Annotated in this window: 19 protein-coding genes and 2 pseudogenes; 10 read left to right on the top strand and 11 right to left on the bottom strand. The window is 69.3% G+C overall.

Annotated elements, in window-relative coordinates:
* Nucleotides 1-8: 8 nt before the first annotated feature.
* From ACQ86G_RS27395 to ACQ86G_RS27385, 3 genes are all read left to right on the top strand, one after another.
* Nucleotides 9-407 (top strand): hypothetical protein, encoded by a 399-nt coding sequence (locus tag ACQ86G_RS27395; protein WP_431258223.1) that lies wholly within the window; start codon nt 9-11, stop codon nt 405-407.
* A 298-nt stretch (nt 408-705) separates the two neighbouring features.
* Nucleotides 706-2,811 carry a TonB-dependent receptor domain-containing protein gene (locus ACQ86G_RS27390; RefSeq protein WP_431258222.1) on the top strand — a complete coding sequence of 702 codons (2,106 nt, stop codon included), beginning with the start codon at nt 706-708 and terminating at the stop codon, nt 2,809-2,811.
* A gap of 724 nt (nt 2,812-3,535) precedes the next feature.
* Nucleotides 3,536-3,895 (top strand): hypothetical protein, encoded by a 360-nt coding sequence (locus tag ACQ86G_RS27385; RefSeq protein WP_067281747.1) that lies wholly within the window; start codon nt 3,536-3,538, stop codon nt 3,893-3,895.
* Between the two features lie 189 nt (nt 3,896-4,084).
* Here the strand turns inward: ACQ86G_RS27385 and ACQ86G_RS27380 are convergent, their stop codons facing one another.
* Complete coding sequence (locus tag ACQ86G_RS27380; RefSeq protein ID WP_431258221.1) at nt 4,085-6,655, bottom strand: penicillin acylase family protein; 2,571 nt, start codon at nt 6,653-6,655, stop codon at nt 4,085-4,087.
* A 224-nt stretch (nt 6,656-6,879) separates the two neighbouring features.
* Between ACQ86G_RS27380 and ACQ86G_RS27375 the strand changes: the two genes are divergently transcribed.
* Nucleotides 6,880-7,545, top strand: a complete 666-nt coding sequence (locus tag ACQ86G_RS27375; protein ID WP_431258220.1) for a DUF4291 domain-containing protein — start codon at nt 6,880-6,882, stop codon at nt 7,543-7,545.
* On the opposite strand, the gene ACQ86G_RS27370 is transcribed toward ACQ86G_RS27375, so the two are convergent.
* The 3 genes from ACQ86G_RS27370 to ACQ86G_RS27360 all read right to left on the bottom strand — a co-directional run bounded on the left by ACQ86G_RS27370 (nt 7,532) and on the right by ACQ86G_RS27360 (nt 8,809).
* Nucleotides 7,532-7,681 carry a hypothetical protein gene (locus tag ACQ86G_RS27370; RefSeq protein ID WP_088405464.1) on the bottom strand — a complete coding sequence of 50 codons (150 nt, stop codon included), beginning with the start codon at nt 7,679-7,681 and terminating at the stop codon, nt 7,532-7,534. The two genes, ACQ86G_RS27375 and ACQ86G_RS27370, sit on opposite strands and share 14 nt — an antisense overlap.
* A 94-nt stretch (nt 7,682-7,775) precedes the next feature.
* Nucleotides 7,776-8,090, bottom strand: coding sequence for a DUF2968 domain-containing protein (locus tag ACQ86G_RS27365; RefSeq protein ID WP_431258219.1), 315 nt, complete (start codon nt 8,088-8,090; stop codon nt 7,776-7,778).
* Nucleotides 8,048-8,809 (bottom strand): hypothetical protein, encoded by a 762-nt coding sequence (locus tag ACQ86G_RS27360; RefSeq protein WP_431258218.1) that lies wholly within the window; start codon nt 8,807-8,809, stop codon nt 8,048-8,050. Before ACQ86G_RS27360 ends, ACQ86G_RS27365 begins: the two co-directional genes overlap by 43 nt.
* Before the next feature lie 211 nt (nt 8,810-9,020).
* On the opposite strand from ACQ86G_RS27360, the gene ACQ86G_RS27355 reads away from it, so the two are divergent.
* The 4 genes from ACQ86G_RS27355 to ACQ86G_RS27340 are packed head-to-tail and all read left to right on the top strand — an operon-like array spanning nt 9,021 to nt 13,426.
* A complete protein-coding gene (locus ACQ86G_RS27355; protein WP_431258217.1) occupies nt 9,021-9,704 on the top strand; it encodes an MEDS domain-containing protein in 684 nt (227 codons plus the stop codon).
* A 14-nt stretch (nt 9,705-9,718) separates the two neighbouring features.
* Nucleotides 9,719-11,734, top strand: coding sequence for a response regulator (locus tag ACQ86G_RS27350; protein WP_431258216.1), 2,016 nt, complete (start codon nt 9,719-9,721; stop codon nt 11,732-11,734).
* A gap of 50 nt (nt 11,735-11,784) precedes the next feature.
* Nucleotides 11,785-12,819, top strand: coding sequence for a tRNA dihydrouridine(20/20a) synthase DusA (gene dusA / locus ACQ86G_RS27345; protein ID WP_431258215.1), 1,035 nt, complete (start codon nt 11,785-11,787; stop codon nt 12,817-12,819).
* 25 nt (nt 12,820-12,844) lie between these two features.
* The gene (locus ACQ86G_RS27340; RefSeq protein ID WP_431258214.1) at nt 12,845-13,426 is read left to right on the top strand and encodes a methylated-DNA--[protein]-cysteine S-methyltransferase; all 582 of its coding nucleotides are present in this window, start codon (nt 12,845-12,847) and stop codon (nt 13,424-13,426) included.
* A 46-nt stretch (nt 13,427-13,472) separates the two neighbouring features.
* Here ACQ86G_RS27340 and ACQ86G_RS27335 read toward each other — a convergent pair whose 3' ends face one another.
* From ACQ86G_RS27335 to ACQ86G_RS27305, 7 genes and pseudogenes are all read right to left on the bottom strand, one after another.
* Nucleotides 13,473-13,898: a cupin domain-containing protein gene (locus ACQ86G_RS27335; protein WP_431258213.1), complete on the bottom strand. Its 426-nt coding sequence runs from the start codon at nt 13,896-13,898 to the stop codon at nt 13,473-13,475.
* A gap of 86 nt (nt 13,899-13,984) precedes the next feature.
* A pseudogene (locus ACQ86G_RS27330) lies at nt 13,985-14,817 on the bottom strand (AraC family transcriptional regulator).
* A gap of 7 nt (nt 14,818-14,824) precedes the next feature.
* Nucleotides 14,825-15,876: pseudogene (locus ACQ86G_RS27325) on the bottom strand (recombination-associated protein RdgC).
* 275 nt (nt 15,877-16,151) lie between these two features.
* On the bottom strand, nt 16,152-16,835 hold the full coding sequence (locus tag ACQ86G_RS27320; protein WP_431258212.1) for a DsbA family oxidoreductase: 684 nt from the start codon (nt 16,833-16,835) through the stop codon (nt 16,152-16,154).
* Between the two features lie 22 nt (nt 16,836-16,857).
* The gene (locus ACQ86G_RS27315) at nt 16,858-17,853 is read right to left on the bottom strand and encodes a succinylglutamate desuccinylase/aspartoacylase family protein (RefSeq protein ID WP_431258211.1); all 996 of its coding nucleotides are present in this window, start codon (nt 17,851-17,853) and stop codon (nt 16,858-16,860) included.
* Nucleotides 17,854-18,001: 148 nt separating this feature from the next.
* Nucleotides 18,002-18,739 (bottom strand): PIG-L deacetylase family protein, encoded by a 738-nt coding sequence (locus ACQ86G_RS27310; protein ID WP_431258210.1) that lies wholly within the window; start codon nt 18,737-18,739, stop codon nt 18,002-18,004.
* A 356-nt stretch (nt 18,740-19,095) separates the two neighbouring features.
* Nucleotides 19,096-20,046, bottom strand: coding sequence for a DMT family transporter (locus ACQ86G_RS27305; RefSeq protein ID WP_431258209.1), 951 nt, complete (start codon nt 20,044-20,046; stop codon nt 19,096-19,098).
* Between the two features lie 37 nt (nt 20,047-20,083).
* Here ACQ86G_RS27305 and ACQ86G_RS27300 point away from each other — a divergent pair, with 37 nt between their 5' ends.
* Nucleotides 20,084-20,527: a DUF3052 domain-containing protein gene (locus ACQ86G_RS27300; protein WP_431258208.1), complete on the top strand. Its 444-nt coding sequence runs from the start codon at nt 20,084-20,086 to the stop codon at nt 20,525-20,527.
* 32 nt (nt 20,528-20,559) lie between these two features.
* Nucleotides 20,560-21,033: a hypothetical protein gene (locus ACQ86G_RS27295; protein ID WP_431258207.1), complete on the top strand. Its 474-nt coding sequence runs from the start codon at nt 20,560-20,562 to the stop codon at nt 21,031-21,033.
* The last annotated feature ends 2 nt before the right edge of the window (nt 21,034-21,035 follow it).

Genomic DNA, 21,035 nt, shown 5'->3' with positions numbered 1-21,035 from the left:
ACCGCATCATGTCCGTGACCTGTTTCGATCTGCTTCACCAGGCAAAGGATCGCCCACTCGTGTTGCCGGAGGCGCGCCGGCGCAATCTGGCGAGTCGTGCCTACTACGCGAGCTATCACCGTTGCCTCCAGTGGGAACATTCCCTGCCTGCTCGTGGGGTTCCACCGAAGCGACGCGGCGGTGTGCATCAGCGCTTGATCCTTCGACTTCAGTCGCCTGACAAGCGATGCAGCGGGGAACAGGCGCAACTCTCTCGCTGGCTTGGCGAACATCTCGATTTGCTGCGACAACTGAGGGTGAAGGCCGACTACAAGCTTTCTGAGGACCTGGACCGGAAGGAACTCAGCGTTCAAGTGGGTCTTGCACAAGAACTCTTCGATTGCTGCGACGGTCGGCGCAAGCCCTGACCCCGCGGCCTCCTCCGGCGCTGCTCGCACAAGCCCCTTCCCCCTTCACGACTCGTTCACAACCCGGAAGTTCTGCTGCTACACTTTGTTGAGAATAATTCTCATCTGTTCTGTAAGTGTTTGAAGTTAAAAAGCAAAAGCCTGCCTGCCGTCAAGTTCTCAGACTTCAACGGTTCCGCCTTCTCCCTCTTCTGAGCACGCTGATCGCGTCCACCGCCTGGGCGGACGAAGCGCCCGAGCAGCGCCCCCTGACTGCAGCGCCGGTGCCTGGGGCTGCAGCGTCAGCCCCGCGGTCACCTTGTCTCAAGTCACCGTGTACGGTGTCCGCAGCGTCGCCCCGGGCAAGACCACGATCACCCCCAACGAGATCGAGCGCCAGCAGGCGCTGACCGTGCAGCAGCTGCTGGACAACCTCCCGGGCGTCGACCTCAACGGCAGCTTCCGCCCCGGCGGACAGAGCCTGAACATGTGGGGTTTCGGCGATGTCGAGGACATCCGCGTGCAGCTCGACGGCGCCAACAAGGGCTTCGAGAAGTACCGGCAGGGATCGATCTTCATCGAGCCTGAGCTGATCAAGCGCATCACCGTCGACAAGGGCGCGCACTCGGTGCGCTACGGCAATGGCGGCTTCGGCGGCACGGTGCTGGTCGAGAGCAAGGACGCCGAGGACCTGTTGCGCCCCGGCGAGCGCATCGGCGGCCTGGCCAAGGTCGGCTGGGCCAGCAACGACGACCAGCGCATCGTGTCGGGCAGCGTCTTCGCGCGCGCTGAGCCCGGCACCGCGCTGCCGTGGCAGTTCCTGGTCGCGGTCACCGGGCGCGACTCCGGCAACCAGGAGCGTGCCGACCACACCGTCTACGAGTTCTCCGAGACCCACAGCCGCTCCGCGCTGGCGAAGCTGACGCTGCAGCTCGGCGAGAGCCGGCTGACGCTCTCCGACATCGAGGGTCGCAGCAAGGCCTGGGCGCCGTTCGCCGCCAAGCGCGACGAGGTGCCCGCGCCGACGCCCGCCGAGATCGCGAAGTACGGCGAGCGCGAAGCCTGGCTGCGCAAGGTGCTGTGGCGGGACCAGACCGACCGTACGCAGTCGCTGCTGTGGAGCTATGCGCCCGCGTCGCAGCCGCTGCTGGACCTGCAGGTGCGGCTGACCCAGTCGTCCAGCCGCCAGGACGACCAGCGTCCCGACAGCATCACCAGCGACTTCGCGGCCAGCCTGGGCAAGGAGAGCCACGCGACCTACCGCGACCGGCAGGTCGACGTGACCAACACCGCGCGCTTCGACTTCGCCGGTGCGTCGCACGCGCTGGCCACCGGTCTCCAGGCGCATCGCCATGACCGCGACACGCTGATGTTCCTGCACACCCGGACGAAGGACGCCAGCTACAACTACGGCTGGCTGCAGCCGTACTACATGCCGTCCGGCGAGCAGCGCACCGTGTCCGGCTGGGTGGAGGACGAACTGCGCGCGGGTGACTGGACGATCACGCCGGGCCTGCGTTACGACCAGGTCCGCACGGCGGGGCAGCCGAACTTCGCGCCGCGCTACAACGACCCGGCCGCCGGCCATGACTACCGCCCGGTCCATCACAGCGGCTGGTCGCAGCACCTGTCGGCGAAGTGGCAGGCCACGGCCACGACGGCGCTGTTCGCGGACGCCGGCAAGACCTGGCGCGCGCCGGTCATCGACGAGATCTTCGAGGTGCAGTCCGCCGCGAGCAGCGCCCCGGCAACCAGTCGCGGTCTGCGCAAGGAGCGCGTCACCGCCTTGCGCGGCGGTCTCAAGCACGAACGCACCGACTGGCTCACCCGTGGCGACGCACTGGCCGCGACGCTGACGGTGTTCCGCAACCTCGTGCACGACAACATCCACAAGCGCTTCGGCATCTTCGTCGCGCCCGGCACCGAGCGTCCGCCCAACCTGCCGTTCTACCGGAACCTGCCCGGCTACCGCAGCGAGGGCGCGGAGGCGGAGACGCACTACGAGCAGCGCCGCGGCTTCGCCAGCCTGTCGCTGGCCTGGATGCGGGGCGAGCATCGCGGCTCCATCCGCGATCCCTGGGCGGTGAAGAACCAGCCGCTGATCGACATCGGCGCGCCCAAGGCGGTCGTCGTGATCGGCGGGAAGTGGCCGTCGCTGGGGATGGCCGCCGGCTGGCAGGGCAAGTTCGTCGCGGCGCAGAACAAGGTGCCGGACGACGAGATCGTGCCGTACGCGCTGCCGCCCGCGAAAGGCTACGGGCTGCACGGCCTCTTCGCGCAATGGCAGGGGCGCGGCGCCTGGGCCGACACGAAGGTGCAGCTCGCCGTCGACAACCTCTTCAACCGCAGCGTGCAGCCCTATCTGGCCGAGCAGGTCTTTGCGCCCGGCCGCAACATCAAGCTGACCTTCAGCCAACGCCTGTGAAGGCGAGGGCGGTCCGACCCGGCGGACCGCCGATCCTCGATGTCATCGGGGAGTGACGGGCGTTGAGCGCCCGGATGCACCGTACGGTATCGCCCGGGATGTGACCTTCGCCACACGGAACGCACGCAGCAAGCCCTGACCCCCAAGCATGGGGGCGCGCTTTGCAAGCGCTTTCTTCACACTCCGCGCCGAGCGGCCGCAGAGCCGTCTCCTCCACTCTCGGGACCCTTTCATGAGCAGATCCGGTGTGCGTGTCGTCGACATGACGGCCCGCCTGGGCGGTCTGGCCATCGGCCAGACCGGCGCGACCTTGTCCTCCACGGAATCCCGCCAGGCGATCGCGCTGAGCACGACGCCGGGCATGCCCACCATCGACTGGGTGCGTCCGCCGTATCCCAACGACGACCTCGGCGCCGCCGACGGCCCCGCCGGGCTGCTGGTGATCGTCGGACCGGGTTCGGTCCACGGCGCGCTGGACCTGCTGCGTCGCGCCTGGGCTGCCGAGGTGCCCGCCGTGCGCCTGCTGCTGATGCCCAGCGCCATCGTCGAGGAGATGACCCTCGTGCCGATGGTCACCGCGGCCACGCCGTCCACGGTGCTCTACCGACTGCCCGACAGCAGCCCGGAGACGCTGTGGTTCGTGCTGATCGAGGAATTCAACAAGCTGACGAGCCGCTTCGGGCTCGCCTCCCTGCAACCCACCCCCTCCCTGAACAAAGACACCATGAGCAATCTGAAGCAGTCGATCGACGCCGCCATGACCATCGACGGCGCGCTGGCCGCCGCGCTGGTCGATTTCCGCAGCGGCATGTGCCTGGCCCAGGCCGGCACCGCCGTGAACCTGGACCTGGCCGCGGCCGGCAACACGCAGGTCGTGCGCGCCAAGCTGCAGACGATGGAATCGCTGGGCCTGCGCAAGGGCATCGAGGACATCCTCATCACCCTGACCGACCAGTACCACCTGATCCGCCTGGTGCCCAACAATGCCGGCCTGTTCCTGTACCTGGTGCTGGACAAGAACAAGGGCAACCTGGCCCTGGCCCGCTACAAGCTGACCGAGATCGAGCGCGCGCTCCAGGTCTGAACCCAGGCGTCCCATCGCCCGGTCGCTCCCGCGATCGAGTGCCACGGCCGGCCGCGCCGCCTCGATGTCGAGGCGGTCGGCCGGCTGTGTCGTTGTGGGCGCGCGCGTCGAGCGGCGCGCCGATCACTCGCCGATCACTCGCCGATCACTCGCCGATCATCCGCCGGTCACCCGGCGGTCATTCGTCGATCATTCGCGGATGGTCTTCGTCGAGAAGGCCGTGTCCTTGGCGATGTCGGCCTCGGAGAACGGCACCTTCTGCCACTGCCCGGCGCTGTAGGCGCGCGTGTAGTCGCTGTAGTGCGCGGAGGCCGGATCGTCCGACTGCGAGAAGGTCAGGAAGGTGTAGGCCTCGACGCCCTCGCCGGGGAAACGCACCACCTGCATGTAGCTGTTGGCGCTGGTCGCGGTGTTGAGGTCGTAGCCGCCCTGGTCCAGCCGGGTGAGCGAGCAGGCCACCGTGTAGTAGCCCTGGGGCTGGCCGCAGCCGCCGAACAGCGGGATCTTGTCGCTGCCGCGTGTGGCGAAGAGCGTCTCGCCGCGGGTCGCGTTCATCGCGAAGCCGCTGGCCTGCACGCGCACGATCGCGGCGCCGAAGGCCTGCTGCAGCGTCGTCTTCACGGCGGGGTTCAGGTCGCGCGGCGTGTGCAGCGGATCGGCGCTGCTGAAGGGCACCGCGAACAGCGAGGCCTCCGGGAGGCGCGACGCGCGCGTCCAGAACTCGTCCCACAGGTGCGCGCCGCGTGACGCGAGCAGCGCCTTGCCGTCCCAGGCCTGCAGCACCGCGCAGGCCTCGGTCGGATCGACGTTGCGCGCCGGGCTGAAGGTTTCGCCGGTGGCCGGGTCGCCGCTCACGGTGAAGGCCGTCGGCGGCGCGCAGAACATCGCGACCGCCTGGTCGCGGAAGAGTTCCGACGTCAGCGTGCGGCTGTTGAGCACCATGGCGCGCACGGTCTCGCTGGTGGCCTTGTTGCCGGCATAACCGTCGGTGCCGGCCAGGCGGCCCTGCGCGAGCAGATGCGCCAGCCGGGTCCGGAAGCTGATCGACGCCGTGCCGGCCGGCCCGAGGACATCCGGATAGCCGGTCAGCGGCGCCGCGGTGTTGGCGAGCCAGTAGCTGTCGTTGCTGTTGAGCACGTAGTCGTCGCGCAGCAGGCTGGGCATGCGGGCCGGGCCGAGCGCGCCGGACTGCTTCGAGTCGGGGTCGCTCTGCCAGTCGCAGCTGCTCTTGGAGCCGTCGAGCACCGGCGTGCGCGGCAACGCGGCGCTGAGCGCGTTCGTGAGCGGCGTGGCGCAGCTCGAGAGCTGCGCGGCCGACACGTTGGGCATCGCGCCGATGTCGGCGTACCAGGCCTGGCCGGCGCCGCGAGCGACGGCGACGGTGTTGACCCAGGGGATGGCGGACTCCTCGCGCTGGATGGCCTGGAATTCCTCGAGCGTCTTCGCCTGGCTCCAGCGCAGCCACACGCGGAACACGCGGAAGTTGTCGCCGTTGATGTCCCGGATCGCGAAGGCCGTGTTCGAGTTCCAGCCCAGTGCCGCGTTCAGCGCGCCGAGGTTGACGATCGGGCCGTACTGCGACTCGTAGAGCGTGCGCGACATCGGCGCAACGCTGCCGTCGCCCTGCTTGACCTGAACGGTGATCGCGCGGGCGGTCATCTTCACGGCGGCGCCGTCGCGCTGGTAGCTGGTCGGATCGCCGGGCGTCAGCGTGAGCTGGAACAGGCCGTAGCGGCGCGCCGCGGAGACGGTGTGGCTCCAGGCCACGTTGTCGTTGTAGCCGATGAGCACGACCGGCTGGGCGAGGAAGGAGGCGCCCGCGACGTTGAGTTCGCCGGGCACCGTCAGGTGCGCCTGGTAGAAGCGGTCCGGGCCGCGCCAGTACCAGTGCGGATTGCCGAACAGCAGCGGGCTGGCGTCGCCGGTGGCCGCGGTGCCGAAGCCGATCATGTTGCTGCCCACGCCGTCGTTGCCGCCGACCTGGAAGTCCGGCAGATGCGCGGTGGCGATGGTGATCGGTCGCGGCGCCGCGTCGCGTGCGCGCCGTGCGGCGGGGGACCTGCCGGCGCTTCCTGCGGAGCCGGCGATTGCGGCCGAGGCCATCGTGGGTGCCGCGGCCGCGGCCGCGGGCGCCGTCGCATTGGCGATCTGCGCGACGAAGTTGCTGTAGCCCGCCGCGAAGTGCGCGGCGTACATGCGGCGGAAGATGTCGGTGTCGGTGACCGGCACGACCCAGGCCTCGTTGCGGCAGGCGGCATGGGCGGTGGCTTCGGCGCCGGCCTTGATGTCGCGGACGTAGCGGTTGTAGCCGGCGGCGAAGCCGGCGACCAGCTGCTTGAGCTTGTCGGGCTGGGCGGCGATGAAGCGCTGCATCACGTCATCGTTGAGGACGTGGCGGTGATAGAAGTCGGAGTCGATGTTCTTCGGCTGGCCGATGGTGCCCTGGAAGGGGACGACGGCGTCGGCGCCGAAGTGGCGGGCGCGGTCGCCGCGGAAGGTGAGCATCGAGTTGGCGATGGTGCACAGGTCGTCCTGGGCCTGCGCGTAGCCGTAGCCGTAGCCGGCGCCGCCCCAGTCGGCGGCCTTGATGTGGGGCACGCCCATGGCGGTGCGGCGGATCTCGGCGCTGTACTTCGAGGCGGGCGTGCCGTCCCCGTCATCGTCACCGCCGCAGCCGGCCAGCAGCGCGGCCGATCCCACGGCCAGCGCCAACGTCATGGCATACAGCGGGCTCCTGCCGCGTCGATCGGAAAGTCGCATGTCTTGTCTCCCTGTGCTTTGGTGATCGGCACGCCGGGGCGGGCCGTGTCCGTCGAAGCATAGGACGCGGTGCCGATCACGTCTGTCCCCCCAGGAGGGTTGCACGGCGCGGCAATGAAACAGGACTTGATGAAAATCCTTGTAGGTTGTATTGTGCAACCTTGAAGGTTGTATTGGACAACTTACGGTACAAAGAATTGGCAGGGCAACCGAAGAAGAACAAGATGAACGCAAAGAATCCCACGCCCGTCGTCAGTCCGCCGCCATTGGCCGTTGAGTCCCACCTGACGCAGCAGGCGCTGCATTGGCCCGGTGAGGGGGCGCATGTGCTGGCGCACTTCGACGACCGGTCGATCGTCGTCTATCAGGCCTACCGGCCGAGCATTGGCCGCTACGCGCTGGCGCATGGCCGCTTCGGCGGTCCCGACTACAGCTTCGACCGCATGAGCTGGATCAAGCCCAACTTCCTCTGGATGATGTATCGCTGCGGCTGGGGAATGAAGGAAGGGCAGGAGATCGTGCTGGGACTGCGTCTGCGCCGCGAGTTCTTCGACGACGTCCTGCGACAGGCCGTGGCCTCGTCGTTCACCGCCTCGGGCATGTCGAACCAGGAGGCGTGGGCGGAGGCCGTGCAACGGTCGGATGTCCGCCTTCAGTGGGACCCCGATCACGCGCCGAGCGGTGCGAAGCTCCAGCGACGCGCGGTTCAGCTCGGGCTTCGTGGCAAGGCCTTGAGGGCGCTGTCCGAAGAGGGGCTGCTGGAGGTGATCGACATGTCGCCGTTCGTCGCATCGCAGCGGCCGTGGGCGACCGATGAGTCGCCGGAACTGGTCACCCCGGTTGAACGGGTCTACCGGCCTCAAGGGGATGTCAGGCTCAATGCCGCTTGAAATACTGCACCTCCCGCTCGTGTTTCTCTGCGGCTTCGCGGGTGTCGAAAGTGCCGAGGTTGCGGCGTTTCCCCGTCTTGGGATCGGGGTTGCGGGAGTACAGGCGGTACTGGCCGCTGCTGAGCTTGCGGATCATGGCGTGCTCCTGGTGCGCGGTGGCCGTGTTGGTGGCCGGATGCGCCCAGTCTTCGCCGCTCCGTGAGCGGTGTCTGTAGGACGAGGCGCTGCCGCTAGCGGGATGCCGACGACATCGCCCCCGCCGCGCGCCCCGGCAGCAGGGCGGCCCGCTTCTCGGCCTGCCGCACGTAGTCCTCGTAGGCGCGGGTCGCCTCGGCGCTGTCGCGGCTGCGCAGCATCGCCACGACCGAGCCCTGGCGCGTGAGTGACACGAAGTATTGCGAACTCTCCGCGTTCCAGACCAGGCGCGCCACCTCGTCGCCGAAGCGCGCGCGACGCAGCGTCTCGACCTCGTAGCCAGCCACGCGCGGATCGCCGCGCGAGATCACGGTCTCGCCCGTCGTCGCCGAGATCTCGCGCGCGGCCATGGGCGCATCCGCCTTCGGTGCGGGTGCGCGCGCGAGGGCGTCCAGCTCAGGCGCCGGGTTTGCTCGGAGCGTCGGTGACAGGGGCGGAATCGGGGACTGACCCAGGGGCGGCGTGGCGAGCACCGCGGGGGGACGCCCGTCCGCGGCGGCGGCACGGGCGATGAGGAGATCACCGGGGTCGCCGGGATCGCGCCGGCAGCCATGACCGAGGGGATGCGCGCCGACGGCTCCGGTTCCACCGTCATCTGGCCGAGCAGCACCGGACGCCCGACCTCGCCGAGGCCGGCCATGCGGCGGAAGCTGTCGTAGCTCCGCCAGGCCTCCGCCTCGTCGTTGGCCGTGAGCGTCCGTCGCACCGCGCCTTGTTGCGTCACGGCGACGTAGTACTTCTTTGGAAGCGTCGTCCGTGCCCAGACCTGGATGGCGATGTCGTCGACCTCCGCGTGCCGGGTCACGACCACGGTCTTCGCCGCCATCCGCTTGCGGAGGTCGGCGATGTCGGCGAGTTCGGACTTCGCCAGGTTCGAGGCCGGCCCGCTGCCCGTGGGCGGCGACTTCGCCGCCCGGGCCGTCTTCGTTGCCGACGCTGTCGCTGGGGTCGCCTGCGTCGCATGCGCCGACGGCAACGCCGCGCCCGCGGCGATCAGCAGCGCGAGGACGGGGCCGCGAAGGCGCGGAAGGCCGCTGGCAGCGCCAGGCGGGCGACGGGACGGGAACATCGGACGAGGAGAGCAGGAGACCGCGGGGCGGCTGGGATGGTACGACGTGCGCAAGGTCTGGCGTCGCTGCATTCTGGGGCTCTGAAGCAATTGGAAACAAGCACCTGCCTCGAAGGAGGGGTGACAGGCGACCGATCGTGGGCCAGGGAGGCCGGTGCCGGTAGGCGAATACACTGGGCACGGGCCGCACTGGCCTTGACAAGGGGCTCTCATGTGCAACAGAACGTCCATCCTGCCGGCGCTGGAGAAGATGCAGCCGGGTGACCACTACTGCGGCATCTTCAGGAGCGACGCGGATCAGCGCAGGATCACGGTCGACTTCGTCCGCCTGGGCATCGACCGGCACGAGAAGATGCTCTATCTGGTCCATCTCCAGACGGCCGAGCGTCTGCGGGCGACCTTGCTGGAGGCGGACATCGACGTCGACGCGCTGGTCGCGAGCGGTCAACTGATCGTGCAGGCCGCCAAGGACGTCTATCTCATCGATGGCGTCTTCGACCCGCGGATGATGATCGAGATGCTCGGTCGCGAGACCACCCGCGCCCTGGAGGCCGGCTACACCGCGCTGCGCGTCACCGGCGAGATGTCCTGGGCCCTGGAAGGCGATCCGGGCTCCGAGCGCCTGGTGGAATACGAGTCGCTGCTCAACGAGTTCTACGCGACCGGCGCCAGGACCTATTCGATCTGCCAGTACGACCAGCGCCGCTTCGACGCGGAGCTCATGCTGGACATGCTGCATACCCACCCCCGCGTGCTGCTGGACACCGAAGGCATCGACAACTCGTCGATGTACTACGTGCCGCCGCAGGCCTTCCTCGCCGTGGATCGCAACGGCGGCATCCTCGAGGCGCGTCTCGCGAATCTGACGGGCCGCATGGCGGCACGGACGCCCTGATCCATCGTGACGCAGTGACCTTCGAGCTGACGTCCTTCGTGCAGGAACTGATGGCGCTGCGGCGCCCGCAGGACCTGCTGGAGCACGCCCGCCGCGCGGCCGCGGAGGTGGCGGGGCAGCCGGCCTTCGCCTCGCATCTGCAACCGGGGCGCAGCTGGGAGCAGGCGACCGTCGCGAAGGCCGGGACCGTCGGTGCGTCATCGGTCGCCGTCCGCTCGGCGTTGCACGCCTTGCATCGGCGGCTGTCGCTGGCGGGAGGCCCGTTGCGGCTGGCGCATGGCGAAGAGACGGCGGCAGTCTTCCGTGCCCTGTTTCCCGATGGGCCTCCTGGCTTGAGCGTCGTGCCGCTGCGCAACCGGGCCGGACGACTGACCGGCGCGCTCGTGGTGGGGCATGCCGGACCCGAGGGCGCGGCGCAGGCCGACGCGACCTTGCAGACCATCGCCTCGCTCGCGGGCTCGGCGCTGGAGACCGCCTGGCAGCACGCCGCGGCTCTCCGGGACCAGGAACGGATGCAGCTCTTTTCCGAGACCACGGAGGAGAGTCTCTGGGATTGGCAGGTGGCGCTCGACGATCTCTGGTGGGGCGGCCACGTCGACCAGCTCTTCGGCGGCGTGGCCCGCGTCGCGATGAGGTCGGACTGGCGTCGCACGCGCGTCCATCCGGACGATGCGGATCGGGTCATCCGCGCCTTCGACACCGCGCTCCGCGGCGACGCCTCCGCCTGGAACGCCGAATACCGGCTCCGGGACGTGGACGGTCGTGCCGTTCATGTCCGCGAGCATGTCTACTTCCTGCGTGAGGCGGATGGGCGGGCCCATCGCGCGATCGGCACGGTGCGCGACATCACCGCGTTGAAGCTCCTCCTGCTGGGTGAAACCGCGGCACGCGCCGACGCGGAACGTGCGAGCGGCGTGAAGGATGAGTTCCTCGCGATGCTGGGCCACGAGCTGCGCAATCCGCTGGCCCCGATCGTGTCGGTGCTCACCTTGCTGGAACGGCGCGCGGGCGGGCCGGACCGGTCGCTCGAGATCCTGCGCCGCCAGACGCAACACCTGATCCGTCTGGTCGACGACCTCCTCGACGTGTCACGCATCAGCAGCGGCAAGGTCGAACTGTCCCTGCGCCGCACGGAGGTCGGATCGCTCGTCCACCGCGCGCTGGAGATGGTGCATCCCCTGATCGAGCAGCGACGCCATCGGGTGGTCCTCGAACTCGACGAGGGACTGGCGATCGATGCCGATGCCGCGCGCATGACGCAGGTGCTGTCCAACCTGCTGGCGAACGCGGCGAAGTACACCGAGCCGGGTGGGCTCATCACGGTCGTCACCACGGCCGTCACCACGGGCGGGGGACGATGTCGTCGTGACCGTGCGGGACAACGGCATCGGCATGTCCGCCGAGGCGCTGACAACCGCCTTCGACCTGTTCATCCAGGGGCGGCAGGCCCTGGACCGCGCGCAGGGCGGCCTGGGGCTGGGCCTGAGCATCGTCAGGAACATCGTGAAGCTGCATGGGGGACGGTGCAGGCGCACAGCGGCGGGATCGGGCAGGGCTCGGCGGTGGTGGTACGGATGCCGCGCTCCCGCCTGCCGTCCGAGGAGCGGGGCGGCGCCGCGCCCATGCCGGCGCTGGTGACGCCGTCGAGAGAGCTGCTGGTCATCGACGACAACGAAGACGCCGCGAACCTGCTGGGGCAGTTGCTGGTCGAGCGGGGCCACACGGTGAGGATTGCCCACCACCCCGACGAGGCGTTGCGCCTGTTCGCCGAGCGGGAGCCCCAGGTGGCCTTCATCGACATCGGCCTGCCGATGATGGACGGCTACGAGCTGGCGCGCCGGCTGCGCGCGCAGACCCGCGGCGGGAGATCCTCGGAACGACCCCGGCTGGTCGCACTGACCGGCTACGGACTGGCGTCGGACCGGACGCGGGCGCTCGCGGCGGGATTCGATGAACACGTGGTCAAACCCGTCTCCCCGGAGCGCCTGGAAGCACTCATCGCCCAGTTGATGACGCCATCGGCGGGATAATCGGTCCCTATGTCTTCGAAGTTTTCCCCTGGCGTCTGTCCGTCGCACCCATGCTCGACTGGACGACGGCGGATTGCCGGTATTTCCATCGGCTGTTGACCCGCCACACGCTGCTCTACACCGAGATGGTGACGACCGGCGCGATCCTGCATGGCGACAAGCCCCGGCACCTCGATTTCAACGAGCAGGAGCACCCCGTCGCGCTGCAGCTCGGCGGCTCGGAGCCGGCCGACCTCGCCGCCTGCGCGAAGCTGGCCGAGCAGTGGGGTTACGACGAGGTCAACCTGAACTGCGGCTGCCCGAGCGAGCGCGTCCAGCGCGGCGCGTTCGGCGCCTGCCTGATGGCCGAGCCCGGGCTGGTCGCCGACGGCGTCAAGGCGATGCGCGATGCGGTGGCCATTCCGGTCACCGTCAAGCATCGCATCGGCATCGACCGGATCGAGAGCTACGACTTCGTGCGCGACTTCGTCGGCCAGGTCGCCGAGGCGGGCTGCGAGGTCTTCCTCGTCCATGCGCGCAACGCGTGGCTGCAGGGGCTGTCGCCGAAGGAGAACCGCGACATCCCGCCATTGCGCTACGAGCTCGTGCATCGCCTCAAGCGCGAGTTCCCCCATCTGACGATCGCCATCAACGGCGGACTCAAGACGGACGACGAGATCGCGGAGCAACTCCATCACGTCGACGGCGTGATGATCGGCCGGCAGGCGTATCACGAGCCCTGGCAGATGGCGCAGTGGGATCAGCGCTTCTTCGGCGAGGCGCAGGCGCCGGTCGCGAGTCGCGAGGAGGTCGAGGCGCAGTGGCTCGACTATCTGGACCGGCAGGTCGCGCTCGGCCGGCCGTGGTCGCAGGCGATGCGGCACGCGCTCGGCCTGTGGAACGGCCTGCCCGGCGCGCGTCGCTGGCGCCAGGTGTGGTCGGACCACAAGCTCAAGGCGATGGCGCCGCGCGAGGTCGCCAAGCTCGCCACGGACGCGCGCCTGCAGGCCGCCGAGATCGCGATGCAGCATCCCGCCTTCAAGCCACCGGTCGAGGCGTCGATCGAGCTTGTCTCGCCGGCCTCGCCGGCTCCGGTCACGAACTGACCGCGTCGCGGATCAGCACCGCCCCATGGCGCCGCAGGTGTTCTTCCATTGCTATCCGACGGTGCTCGGCCACTGCGGCATCGCGTGGACGGAGCGCGGCATCGTCGCGTCGCAGCTGCCGGAGGAGAGCCTGTCCGTCACGCGCGACCGCATGTGGGTGCGCTTCCCCACGGCGCGCGAGGAGCCGGACTTCGAGCGCCTGCCCGAGGCGGTGCGGCAGGCCTGCCTCGGCGTGCGCGCGCTGCTGGATGGCGAGGCGCGCGACCTGCTGGAAATCGAACTCGATGACAGCGCGGTGCCGGCGTTCGATCGCGAGGTGCTCGCGCTCACGCGGCGCATCCCGGTCGGGCAGACGCTGACCTACGGCGAAGTGGCCACGCGACTCGGGCAGCCGAACGCGGCGCGGGCGGTCGGCCGCGCCGAAGGCCACAACCCGTTCCCGCCGATCGTGCCCTGCCATCGGGTGATGGGCGCGCCCACGGCCGGCAAGGCGGCGAACCTCACCGGCTTCTCCGCGCCGGGCGGCGTCGTGACCAAGCTCAAGATCCTCGCGATCGAGGCCCGTGCGACCGGGCAGCAGGTCGGCGAGCAGCAGGACCTCTTCTGATCCTCTGATCCCCTGATCTTCAGCTCATGCGGTTGCCGATCCCTGATCAGACCCACCGGTCGTTCGGCTGCGTGCGCTCGTTGTGCTCGGCGCCCGTGTTCACCACGCCGCGCGGCTCGACGACCAGGATGTGCGTCTCCTGCGCGGCGCTGGGCCTGTGCTCCACGCCGCGCGGGACGACGAACATCTCGCCGGCGCGTAGCGTGACCGCCCCGTCGCGGAACTCCAGCCGCAACTCGCCGGCCACGACGAGGAAGGTCTCGTCGGTCTCCGCATGCGCGTGCCAGAGGAATTCGCCTTCGACCTTGGCGATCTTGAACTGGTAGTCGTTCATCTCCGCGACAACGCGCTGCGACCACTGTTCATGCAGCAGCGACAGCTTGTCGGCGAGGTTGATGGCGCGGTAGCCCCGCGGTGGGGCCGAGGCGGCGGCGGTCGTGGGCGCCGTGTTCGAGGCATTCGAGGCGTTCATGGGGTTCAAGGCGATCAACGCGCGGGAGTCTGTCGGAACGCCCATCTTGGCGACCGGCCGGCGACCCGTCTTGAACGATCGTGCGTCTATGGCAGCCGGCGGGGCGCCGGCGCGCCGGACATGCGAAGCCATCGCGCCGGCGTGACGCCGAAGGCGCTCGCGAACTGGCGCGTCAGGTGGCTCTGGTCCGCGAAGCCGGCGTGCACCGCGCATTCCGCAAGGGGTTGTCCGGCGAGCATCAACCGGCGCGCCAGATCCAGCCGCCTCAGCGTCAGGTAGCGATACGGGCTGGTGCCGAAGCTGGCGCGGAAGTCGCGCGAGAGGCTCCATCGGTCGCGGCCCGCGGCGGCGGCGAGGTCGTCCAGCGTCACGGGAGCATCGAGCCGGTCGTCCATGAGTTCACGGGCGATCCGGGCGGCGCGGTAGTCGCCTCGCACGGCGCGGGGTGCCGTGCCCGTCGCGAGCTGCAGCGCGGTCGCGAGTTCCAGCAGCCCGTCATCCTGCTCCAGCGCGTCGAGCGGCGCGGCGAGTCGCATCAGCAGCGCACGTGTCGCGCGGGCGAGTCGCGGATCGGTGGAGACGCCGCCCGGTACGAAGGGCAGGGCGACGCCGCCGAGCATCTCCTGCAGGCGCGCCGGCGCCAGGTAGAGCATGCGATAGCGGAAGCCGGCGTCGGTGCCGGCATGTCCGTCGTGCAGTTCGTCCGGATGCAGCACGACCGTGTGTCCGGCCAGGCTGTGTCGCAGCGCCGCGCGGTAGGTGAAGGACTGGACGCCGCTCAGCGTGCTGCCGATGGCGTAGGTGTCGTGGCGATGCGGCGTGTAGGCCTCGCCATGAAAAAGGCCTCGAGGCGATCGAGGCCGTCGTGGCCCGCGCCGTGGCGCACCCAGTCGGTGTCCGCGGCGGGGGCGTCCGTCATGGCGGGGTCAGTCCCAGGGCGCCGCTTCGGCGGCGAGGTCCTCGTCCTTGGCGGACGACGCCGCCGCCTTCGCCGTCGCCTTGGCCGTCCCCGCCTCGGAGGCGGCCGGCTTGGATGCCGCGCCGCCCGGCGCATGTTCCGCCGCGATCTTGGCCGACTGGCCGATGAAGTCGAGCTCGCCGCCCAGGCCTTCGATCATGTCGGGGATCAGCTGCGCGAGTTCGCCGGTGGCCAGCGCCGCGTCGACGTCGAAGGCCTCGTCCTTGGCCGGCTTGTCGCGGCCGTCGAAGACGACGTCCAGGAACTTGATGCCCTTGATCTGCATCGTGTCCGTCAGCGTGAAGGACACGCGTTCCTTCCAGGTCATCGCCAGGCGCGTCGGCATCTTGCCGCTGGTCAGGTGCGCCTTCACCTCGTCGGTGTCCAGATGGTGGCGGGCGTAGCGCACGGCGGCCTTCATCTCGTCGGCAGCCTTCAGTTCGCAGTCGCGGTCGATGACGAACTCCGCCGGCGGCACGCCGTCCATCAACCACGCGGCCATGCAGGCGGCCGGCGATTCGGCGCTCTGCAGCAGGTGCAGGTTGATCGAGGAATCGGCCTTCACCAGCAGCGTGATCAGCTCGTCGGCCTTGCCGATCGAGCCCGCGTCCACCATCAGGAAGCCCTGCTTGGGGAGATCCACACCCGCAGGTGCGACTGCAGCGTGAACGCGCGCGGCAGCAGCTCCAGCGTGGCCTGCTCCTTCATGTCGCGCTGCTGCTTCTTGCCCGGGCGGCGGCCGGTCTCGAGCTCGATGCGCTCGACCATCTCGTCGACCTTCTCGCGCACGACGGACCCGGGCAGCACGCGCTTTTCCATGCGCAGGCTCAGCAGCCAGTGGTCGCCGATCTCTTCCAGCAGGCGGGCACCAGGTTCGCCACGCGGCGGCACCCAGCCGGCCGACAGCGCCTCCGTCGCGCCGCAGGGGACGAAACGCTCGTTCTCGAGCGCATCCTCGAGCTTCTCGACATTGGGCTGCCAGTCGGTGGACAGACGGTAAACGATCAGGTTCTTGAACATACGGACGACATCTCCCGACAACTTCAGGGCAACAGCAAAGACAACGGGGCCACGCGGAGGACGCGGGCCCCGTTCAAACGATGGACGGATTGTCTCAGTTCTGGCGGCGGTGGCGGCAGCGGAACAACCCCCTTGCGTTTGGAACCGTTACCTTCCTCGGTCGACTTCGGGAGGCCTGGCGCGGGCACTCCACGGTGCAGGAGGCCTCGCGTCCCGCGAACCTCCCGCACCATTCCGGCCCCAGCAGCACGCCCTGCCTTCGGATCGAGCCTTGCTCAGGCCTGTTCGGAGGCGATCTGGCGCAGCGCCTGCTCGAAGGCCTCCGGCGGCTGGCCACCGGAGATGAGGTACTTCTCGTTGATCACGACCGCCGGCACCGAGCTGATGCCGCGGCCCTGCCACAGCGATTCGGATTCGCGCACGTCCTCGGCGAACTCGCCGCTGTCGAACACACGCGCCGCTTCAGCGGCGTCGAGGCCGATCTCGCGGACCGTGCCCATCAGCGTCTCGCGGTCGCCGGGGTTCTTGCCGTTCGTGTGATACGCGGTCAGCAGCGCGAGCTTGAGGTCGCGTTGCGCCTGAGCCGATTGAAGGCCGGCCCAGTGCAGCAGGCGGTGGGCGTCGAAGGTGTTCCAGACGCGGCTGCGCGCGCCTTCGGTGAAGGTGAAGCCGACGTCGGCGCCACGCTGTTTCAGGTGCGCGCGGATGTCCTTGCGCTGCTCGGGCGTGGAGCGGTACTTGCGCGACAGGTGCTCTTCGATGTCCTCGCCCTCGGGGGCCATCTGCGGGTTCAGCTCGAAGGGCTGGAAGTGGATGTCGACCTTCACGTCCGGCACGCGGGCGAGGGCGGTCTCCAGCGACTTCAGGCCGACGGCGCACCACGGGCAGGCGACGTCGGAAACGAAATCGATGCGCAGCGGTTGAAGGGGCTGGGCGGAAGAGGCGGTGGTGTCGTTCATGCCGCCGACTCTAGCCAGAAGCTCAAGACAACACGCGGTCGCTGGGCTTTGCGAGGTAGAACCACTCGTGGCCGGGTTCCGCGTTGTTGTTGGGGAAGACGATGCGGCCGCCGGAGGGCGCCAGCACCGGCGTGCCGTCCACGCGGGTGCCGATGCGCTCGCCCTCGGCGATCGCGTCGAAGCTGGCCCAGGGACGCTCGAAGCGGTCGTCCAGGCTCTCGCGGTCGACGACCTCGTAGAGCTGCAGCAGCTCGACCGGGCGCTTCGGATCGGCGAGCTCGACGCCCTCCGGCGCGATCATGCCCAGCAGCACCAGCGCGCGCAGGATCGCCTTGAAGGCGACCTCGGGACCCTGCGGATCCGCGTGCTGGCCGCATTCCAGCGTGATGCAGTAGCCGCCGGTGCTGCGCATGTACTCGGTCGTGCCGACGCCGTAATGCGGATCCTGCTGCAGCGCCATCTTGCGCGAGCCGTCCGCGGCCTTGTCGGCGCGGCGCTTCAGGCCGAGCGCGTAGGTGGACAGCCAGCCCTCGACGAGGCGCGAGGTGCCCACGGCCAGCGCCAGTGCGCTCTCGGCGGCCTGGTGGCGGAAGGGCTCCAGCTCGCCGTCGTTGTCGCGCGGGCCGATCATCGCGAAGGCCGGGCCGGGGTTGTTGAAGCTGTGGAGGTCCAGCAGCACGTCGCTGGCGGCGATCCACGGGCACAGGCGGTTGGCGATGCGGTCCTCGAAGTCCTGCGGGATCGGGTTGATGCGCAGGTTGCGGTTCAGGTTGCGCTCGCCCTCGCGACGCTGCAGGCGGTGCGCCAGCGGATTGACGACGGGGATCATCGTCAGCGTGCCCTTGAGCAGCGTCAGCGCGCCCTCGTCCAGCATCGCCAGCACGCGCTGGATGCCGTTGACGCCAGCGACCTCGTTGCCGTGCACGGCGCCCGTCACCAGGAGCTTGGGGCCGGGCTTCAAGCCGGCGAACTGGTGGACGCGGAGGTGGGTCGGGTGATCGGTGCGGGCGTCGCTCATGGCGTGGCGGAAGGGCTCGAAGAAGGAACCCGAAGCATAGGCCTGCACGAGGCCGCGCGTCGCTTCCGCGTGCGCGGCGCGTATGCCGAAAGCGCGGGCGGCGATGAGTTGAAGTTGGCGCGCGGTGGGGGCGCGGAGCGGCGGTCGCTCAGCCGCCGAGCAGCGCGGACGGGTCGAGCGCCGCGTCGCAGGACCAGTGCGTGTTCGGCAGTTCGCCGACGGCAACGCCGTCGACCCAGCGCGTCAGGCGGTACAGCGTGCCGAAGGCGAAGTCCGGCGGCGCTTCGCCCGGACCGGCGAGCAGCTCGCCGCCGCGGCGCACGTTGTCGGCCATCCAGGCCGGCAGTCGCAGGTGATACGGATTGCGGGCGATCTCGCCGTGGTGGCAGGCCAGCGCCCGCACCAGCAGCGCGGTGTCGCGCTGACCGGTCTCGATGAGCGTCGTCGGCGACGGCTGCGTGGCCCAGAACTCGGTGTGGGCGAAGACGGTGGAGATCCTGGCCTGCGCGAGCGCCTCGCTGACGAGCAGGTGCACGCCGATGTGCGTCGGGATGCCGTCGCCCGCGTGCGGCACGAGGATCAGCGCCGGCTTCTCGGCGACCAGCAGTTCGGCCACCAGCCGGACCTGCTGCTGCCACAGCGGCGTGCGCGCGGCGGCGGCTTCCGGCTTCACCTGCTCGAAGCCGTCGGCGGCGAGCAGGCGCAGGTCGAAGCCCAGCACGTCGCAGGCGGCGCCGAGTTCGGTCCAGCGCTCGGCGCGGCGGTCCTGTTTGCTGCCCAGCGTGACGGCGATGTTGGTGACGCGCCAGCCGGCCTCCTGGCGCAGCCGCAGCGGCAACGCGCCGACGATGCACTCGTCGTCCGGATGCGGCGCGAAGACGAGCACGTGAGGCGAACGCTGGGCAGGAGCGCCGGAGGTGGTACCGGAACCATCCTTGACCGGCGTCTGCGCCAAAGGACTCACACCGGTACGCACGGGTTGCCGCAGGACGGCATACCAGCTGGCGATCCAGCTTTCCCAGTCGGCCTGGCTGGTGGCGGGGCGGACGGTTGTCGGAAAACTAGGCGTAGGAGCCGGGGAAGGGGCGTTCGCGTTCATCGGCGGGGCGTTGGCGGCCCGGGCGTCAGCCGTCCGGGCAAGTTCGATCGACCCATCTTAGCGGGCCGGCTCCGCAAATGGTATTACATTGGTAGTAAAACTAGACGAAGACCGGTGTAATCCCCGACAAGACCGGTTGGTGCTCAGCAGGAGGGGCGACCCGGCCAGGTCGCCAGCACGACGCCGCCGAGCGCCAGTGCATAGGCGAGCAGCTGGATGCCGCTCATCTGTTCGCCGAGCAGGACCAGCCCGACGAGCGCGGTCGAGATCGGCAGGAACACCATGAAGACCCCGGCCTTGGCGGCGCTGACGTGCTGCAGGCCCTTCATCCAGAGCCAGACCGTGACGGTGCTGGCGGCGATCGCATAGAAGAGCAGCAGTCCCCAGTCCTTGACGGCGACCGAGCCGAAGTCGAAGTCGACGGCCTGCCACAGACCCAGCGGCGTGACGAGCACCAGGCCCCAGAGGTTGATCAGCGCGCTGATGCGGCGCGGCGGCAGGTCGGCGGTGAGTTTCTTGCCGATGACGACATAGCTGGCCTCGCAACACATGGCCGCGACCAGCAGCAGCGCGCCCCAGGCGGAGGTGTCGCCCAGGTGTTCACCGCCGCCGTGGCGGTCGAGCGCCACCATCGCGATGCCGCCGACCGCCATGGCGATGCCGAACAGCGTCCGCGGCGCGATGCGTTCGCGCAGGAAGAGCCAGCTCATCAACGCGACGGTCGCCGGGATGCCGGCCATGATCACGCCGGCCACGACGGCCGAGCTGTGCTTCATCCCGAACAGCAGGCAGATCGAGAACAGGAAGTTCCCGAAGAAGGACTCGAGGAAGAGCAGGAAGCGCGTGCGGCCGGTGAGCGGCTTCTCTGCCGGTCCGCGCCTGAGCCAGGGCAGCATGAACACGGCCGCCATGCCGAAGCGCAGGAAGGCCAGCAGGAAGACCGGGAAGACGACGACCAGCAGCTTGGACAGGCCGACATAGCTGCCGATCACGCTGGTGCTGGCGGCCAGGCTCAGGTAGGAGAGCCACGGGACGTGGTGGCCGTGCGCGCCCTCGACGGCCGCGGGTTTCTGGTCGGTTGTGGCGCTGGACATGGTGGGTGATGATGCCCGACGCAGGGAGGGATCAGGCATGGCGACAGGGGTGGAAACGACGGCGGCGGGCTACTCGGGAACGCCCCTCGCACGCAAGCTGGGGATCCCGGCAGGCAGCACGCTGTGGACGCTGGGGGAGCCCGAGGACTACGACGACTGGCTCGCGCCCATGCCCGAGGGTGTCACACGCGCGAAGCAGCCGTCGGCGACCGTCGACGTCGCGCATGTGTTCCTCGTCCAGCGCCATGACCTCGCGCATCAGCTCAAGGCCTTGCGCGGCCAGTTGCGCGATGACGCGGCGTTGTGGATCTCCTGGCCGAAGAAGGCCTCGAAGGTCCCGACCACGATCACCGAGGACGTCATCCGCCAGGAGTGCCTGCCGCTCGGCTGGGTCGACGTGAAGGTCTGCGCGGTGAGCGAGGTGTGGTCGGGGCTCAAGCTGGTCGTCCGCAAGGAACTGAGGGAGAGGACGTCGTCATGAGACGGTGGGACAGTCGCGCGTTTCGATCGGTCATGCTGGCGTTGCTCGTCGCTGGCGGCCTGTCGATGCCCTCCCTGGCGCAGGCCTGCAGCTGCCTCAAGCGGGATGCGGCCAGCCTGTTCAAGACATCGGATCGACTCGTCATCGCCCGCGTGACGCGCGTCCAGTACCAGCGTGCCTGGATCGGCGAGGCGCGCATCTGGGGCGATCTCCAGGTCCTCGAGACCCTGAAGGCATCGGCCGGTCCGCCGCTGACGAAGGTGTGGACCGAGCCGGAGATCTCCATGTGCAGCCTGCCTCTGATCGTCGGGCAGGTCTATCTGCTCGAGCCATATGGCGAGGATGGCATCAAGGTCGACCACTGTTCCAGCCGGGCCATCGGCACAGGCGATGCTCAAGGGGAGCAACTACTGCGCCAGTTGCGGCAGATCCGCGACGAACGGCGGCGCCAGGCCGAGGCATCGGCGGGCCGGCAGGCTCCGGCCGCCTCTGCCGGTCGACGTTGAGT

It is taken from the genome of Roseateles chitinivorans, assembly GCF_050632145.1.
Lineage (GTDB): Bacteria > Pseudomonadota > Gammaproteobacteria > Burkholderiales > Burkholderiaceae_C > Roseateles > Roseateles chitinivorans_B.
Note: the sequence above shows the minus strand (reverse complement) of the source record. Positions and strands in the feature narration are given on the sequence as shown.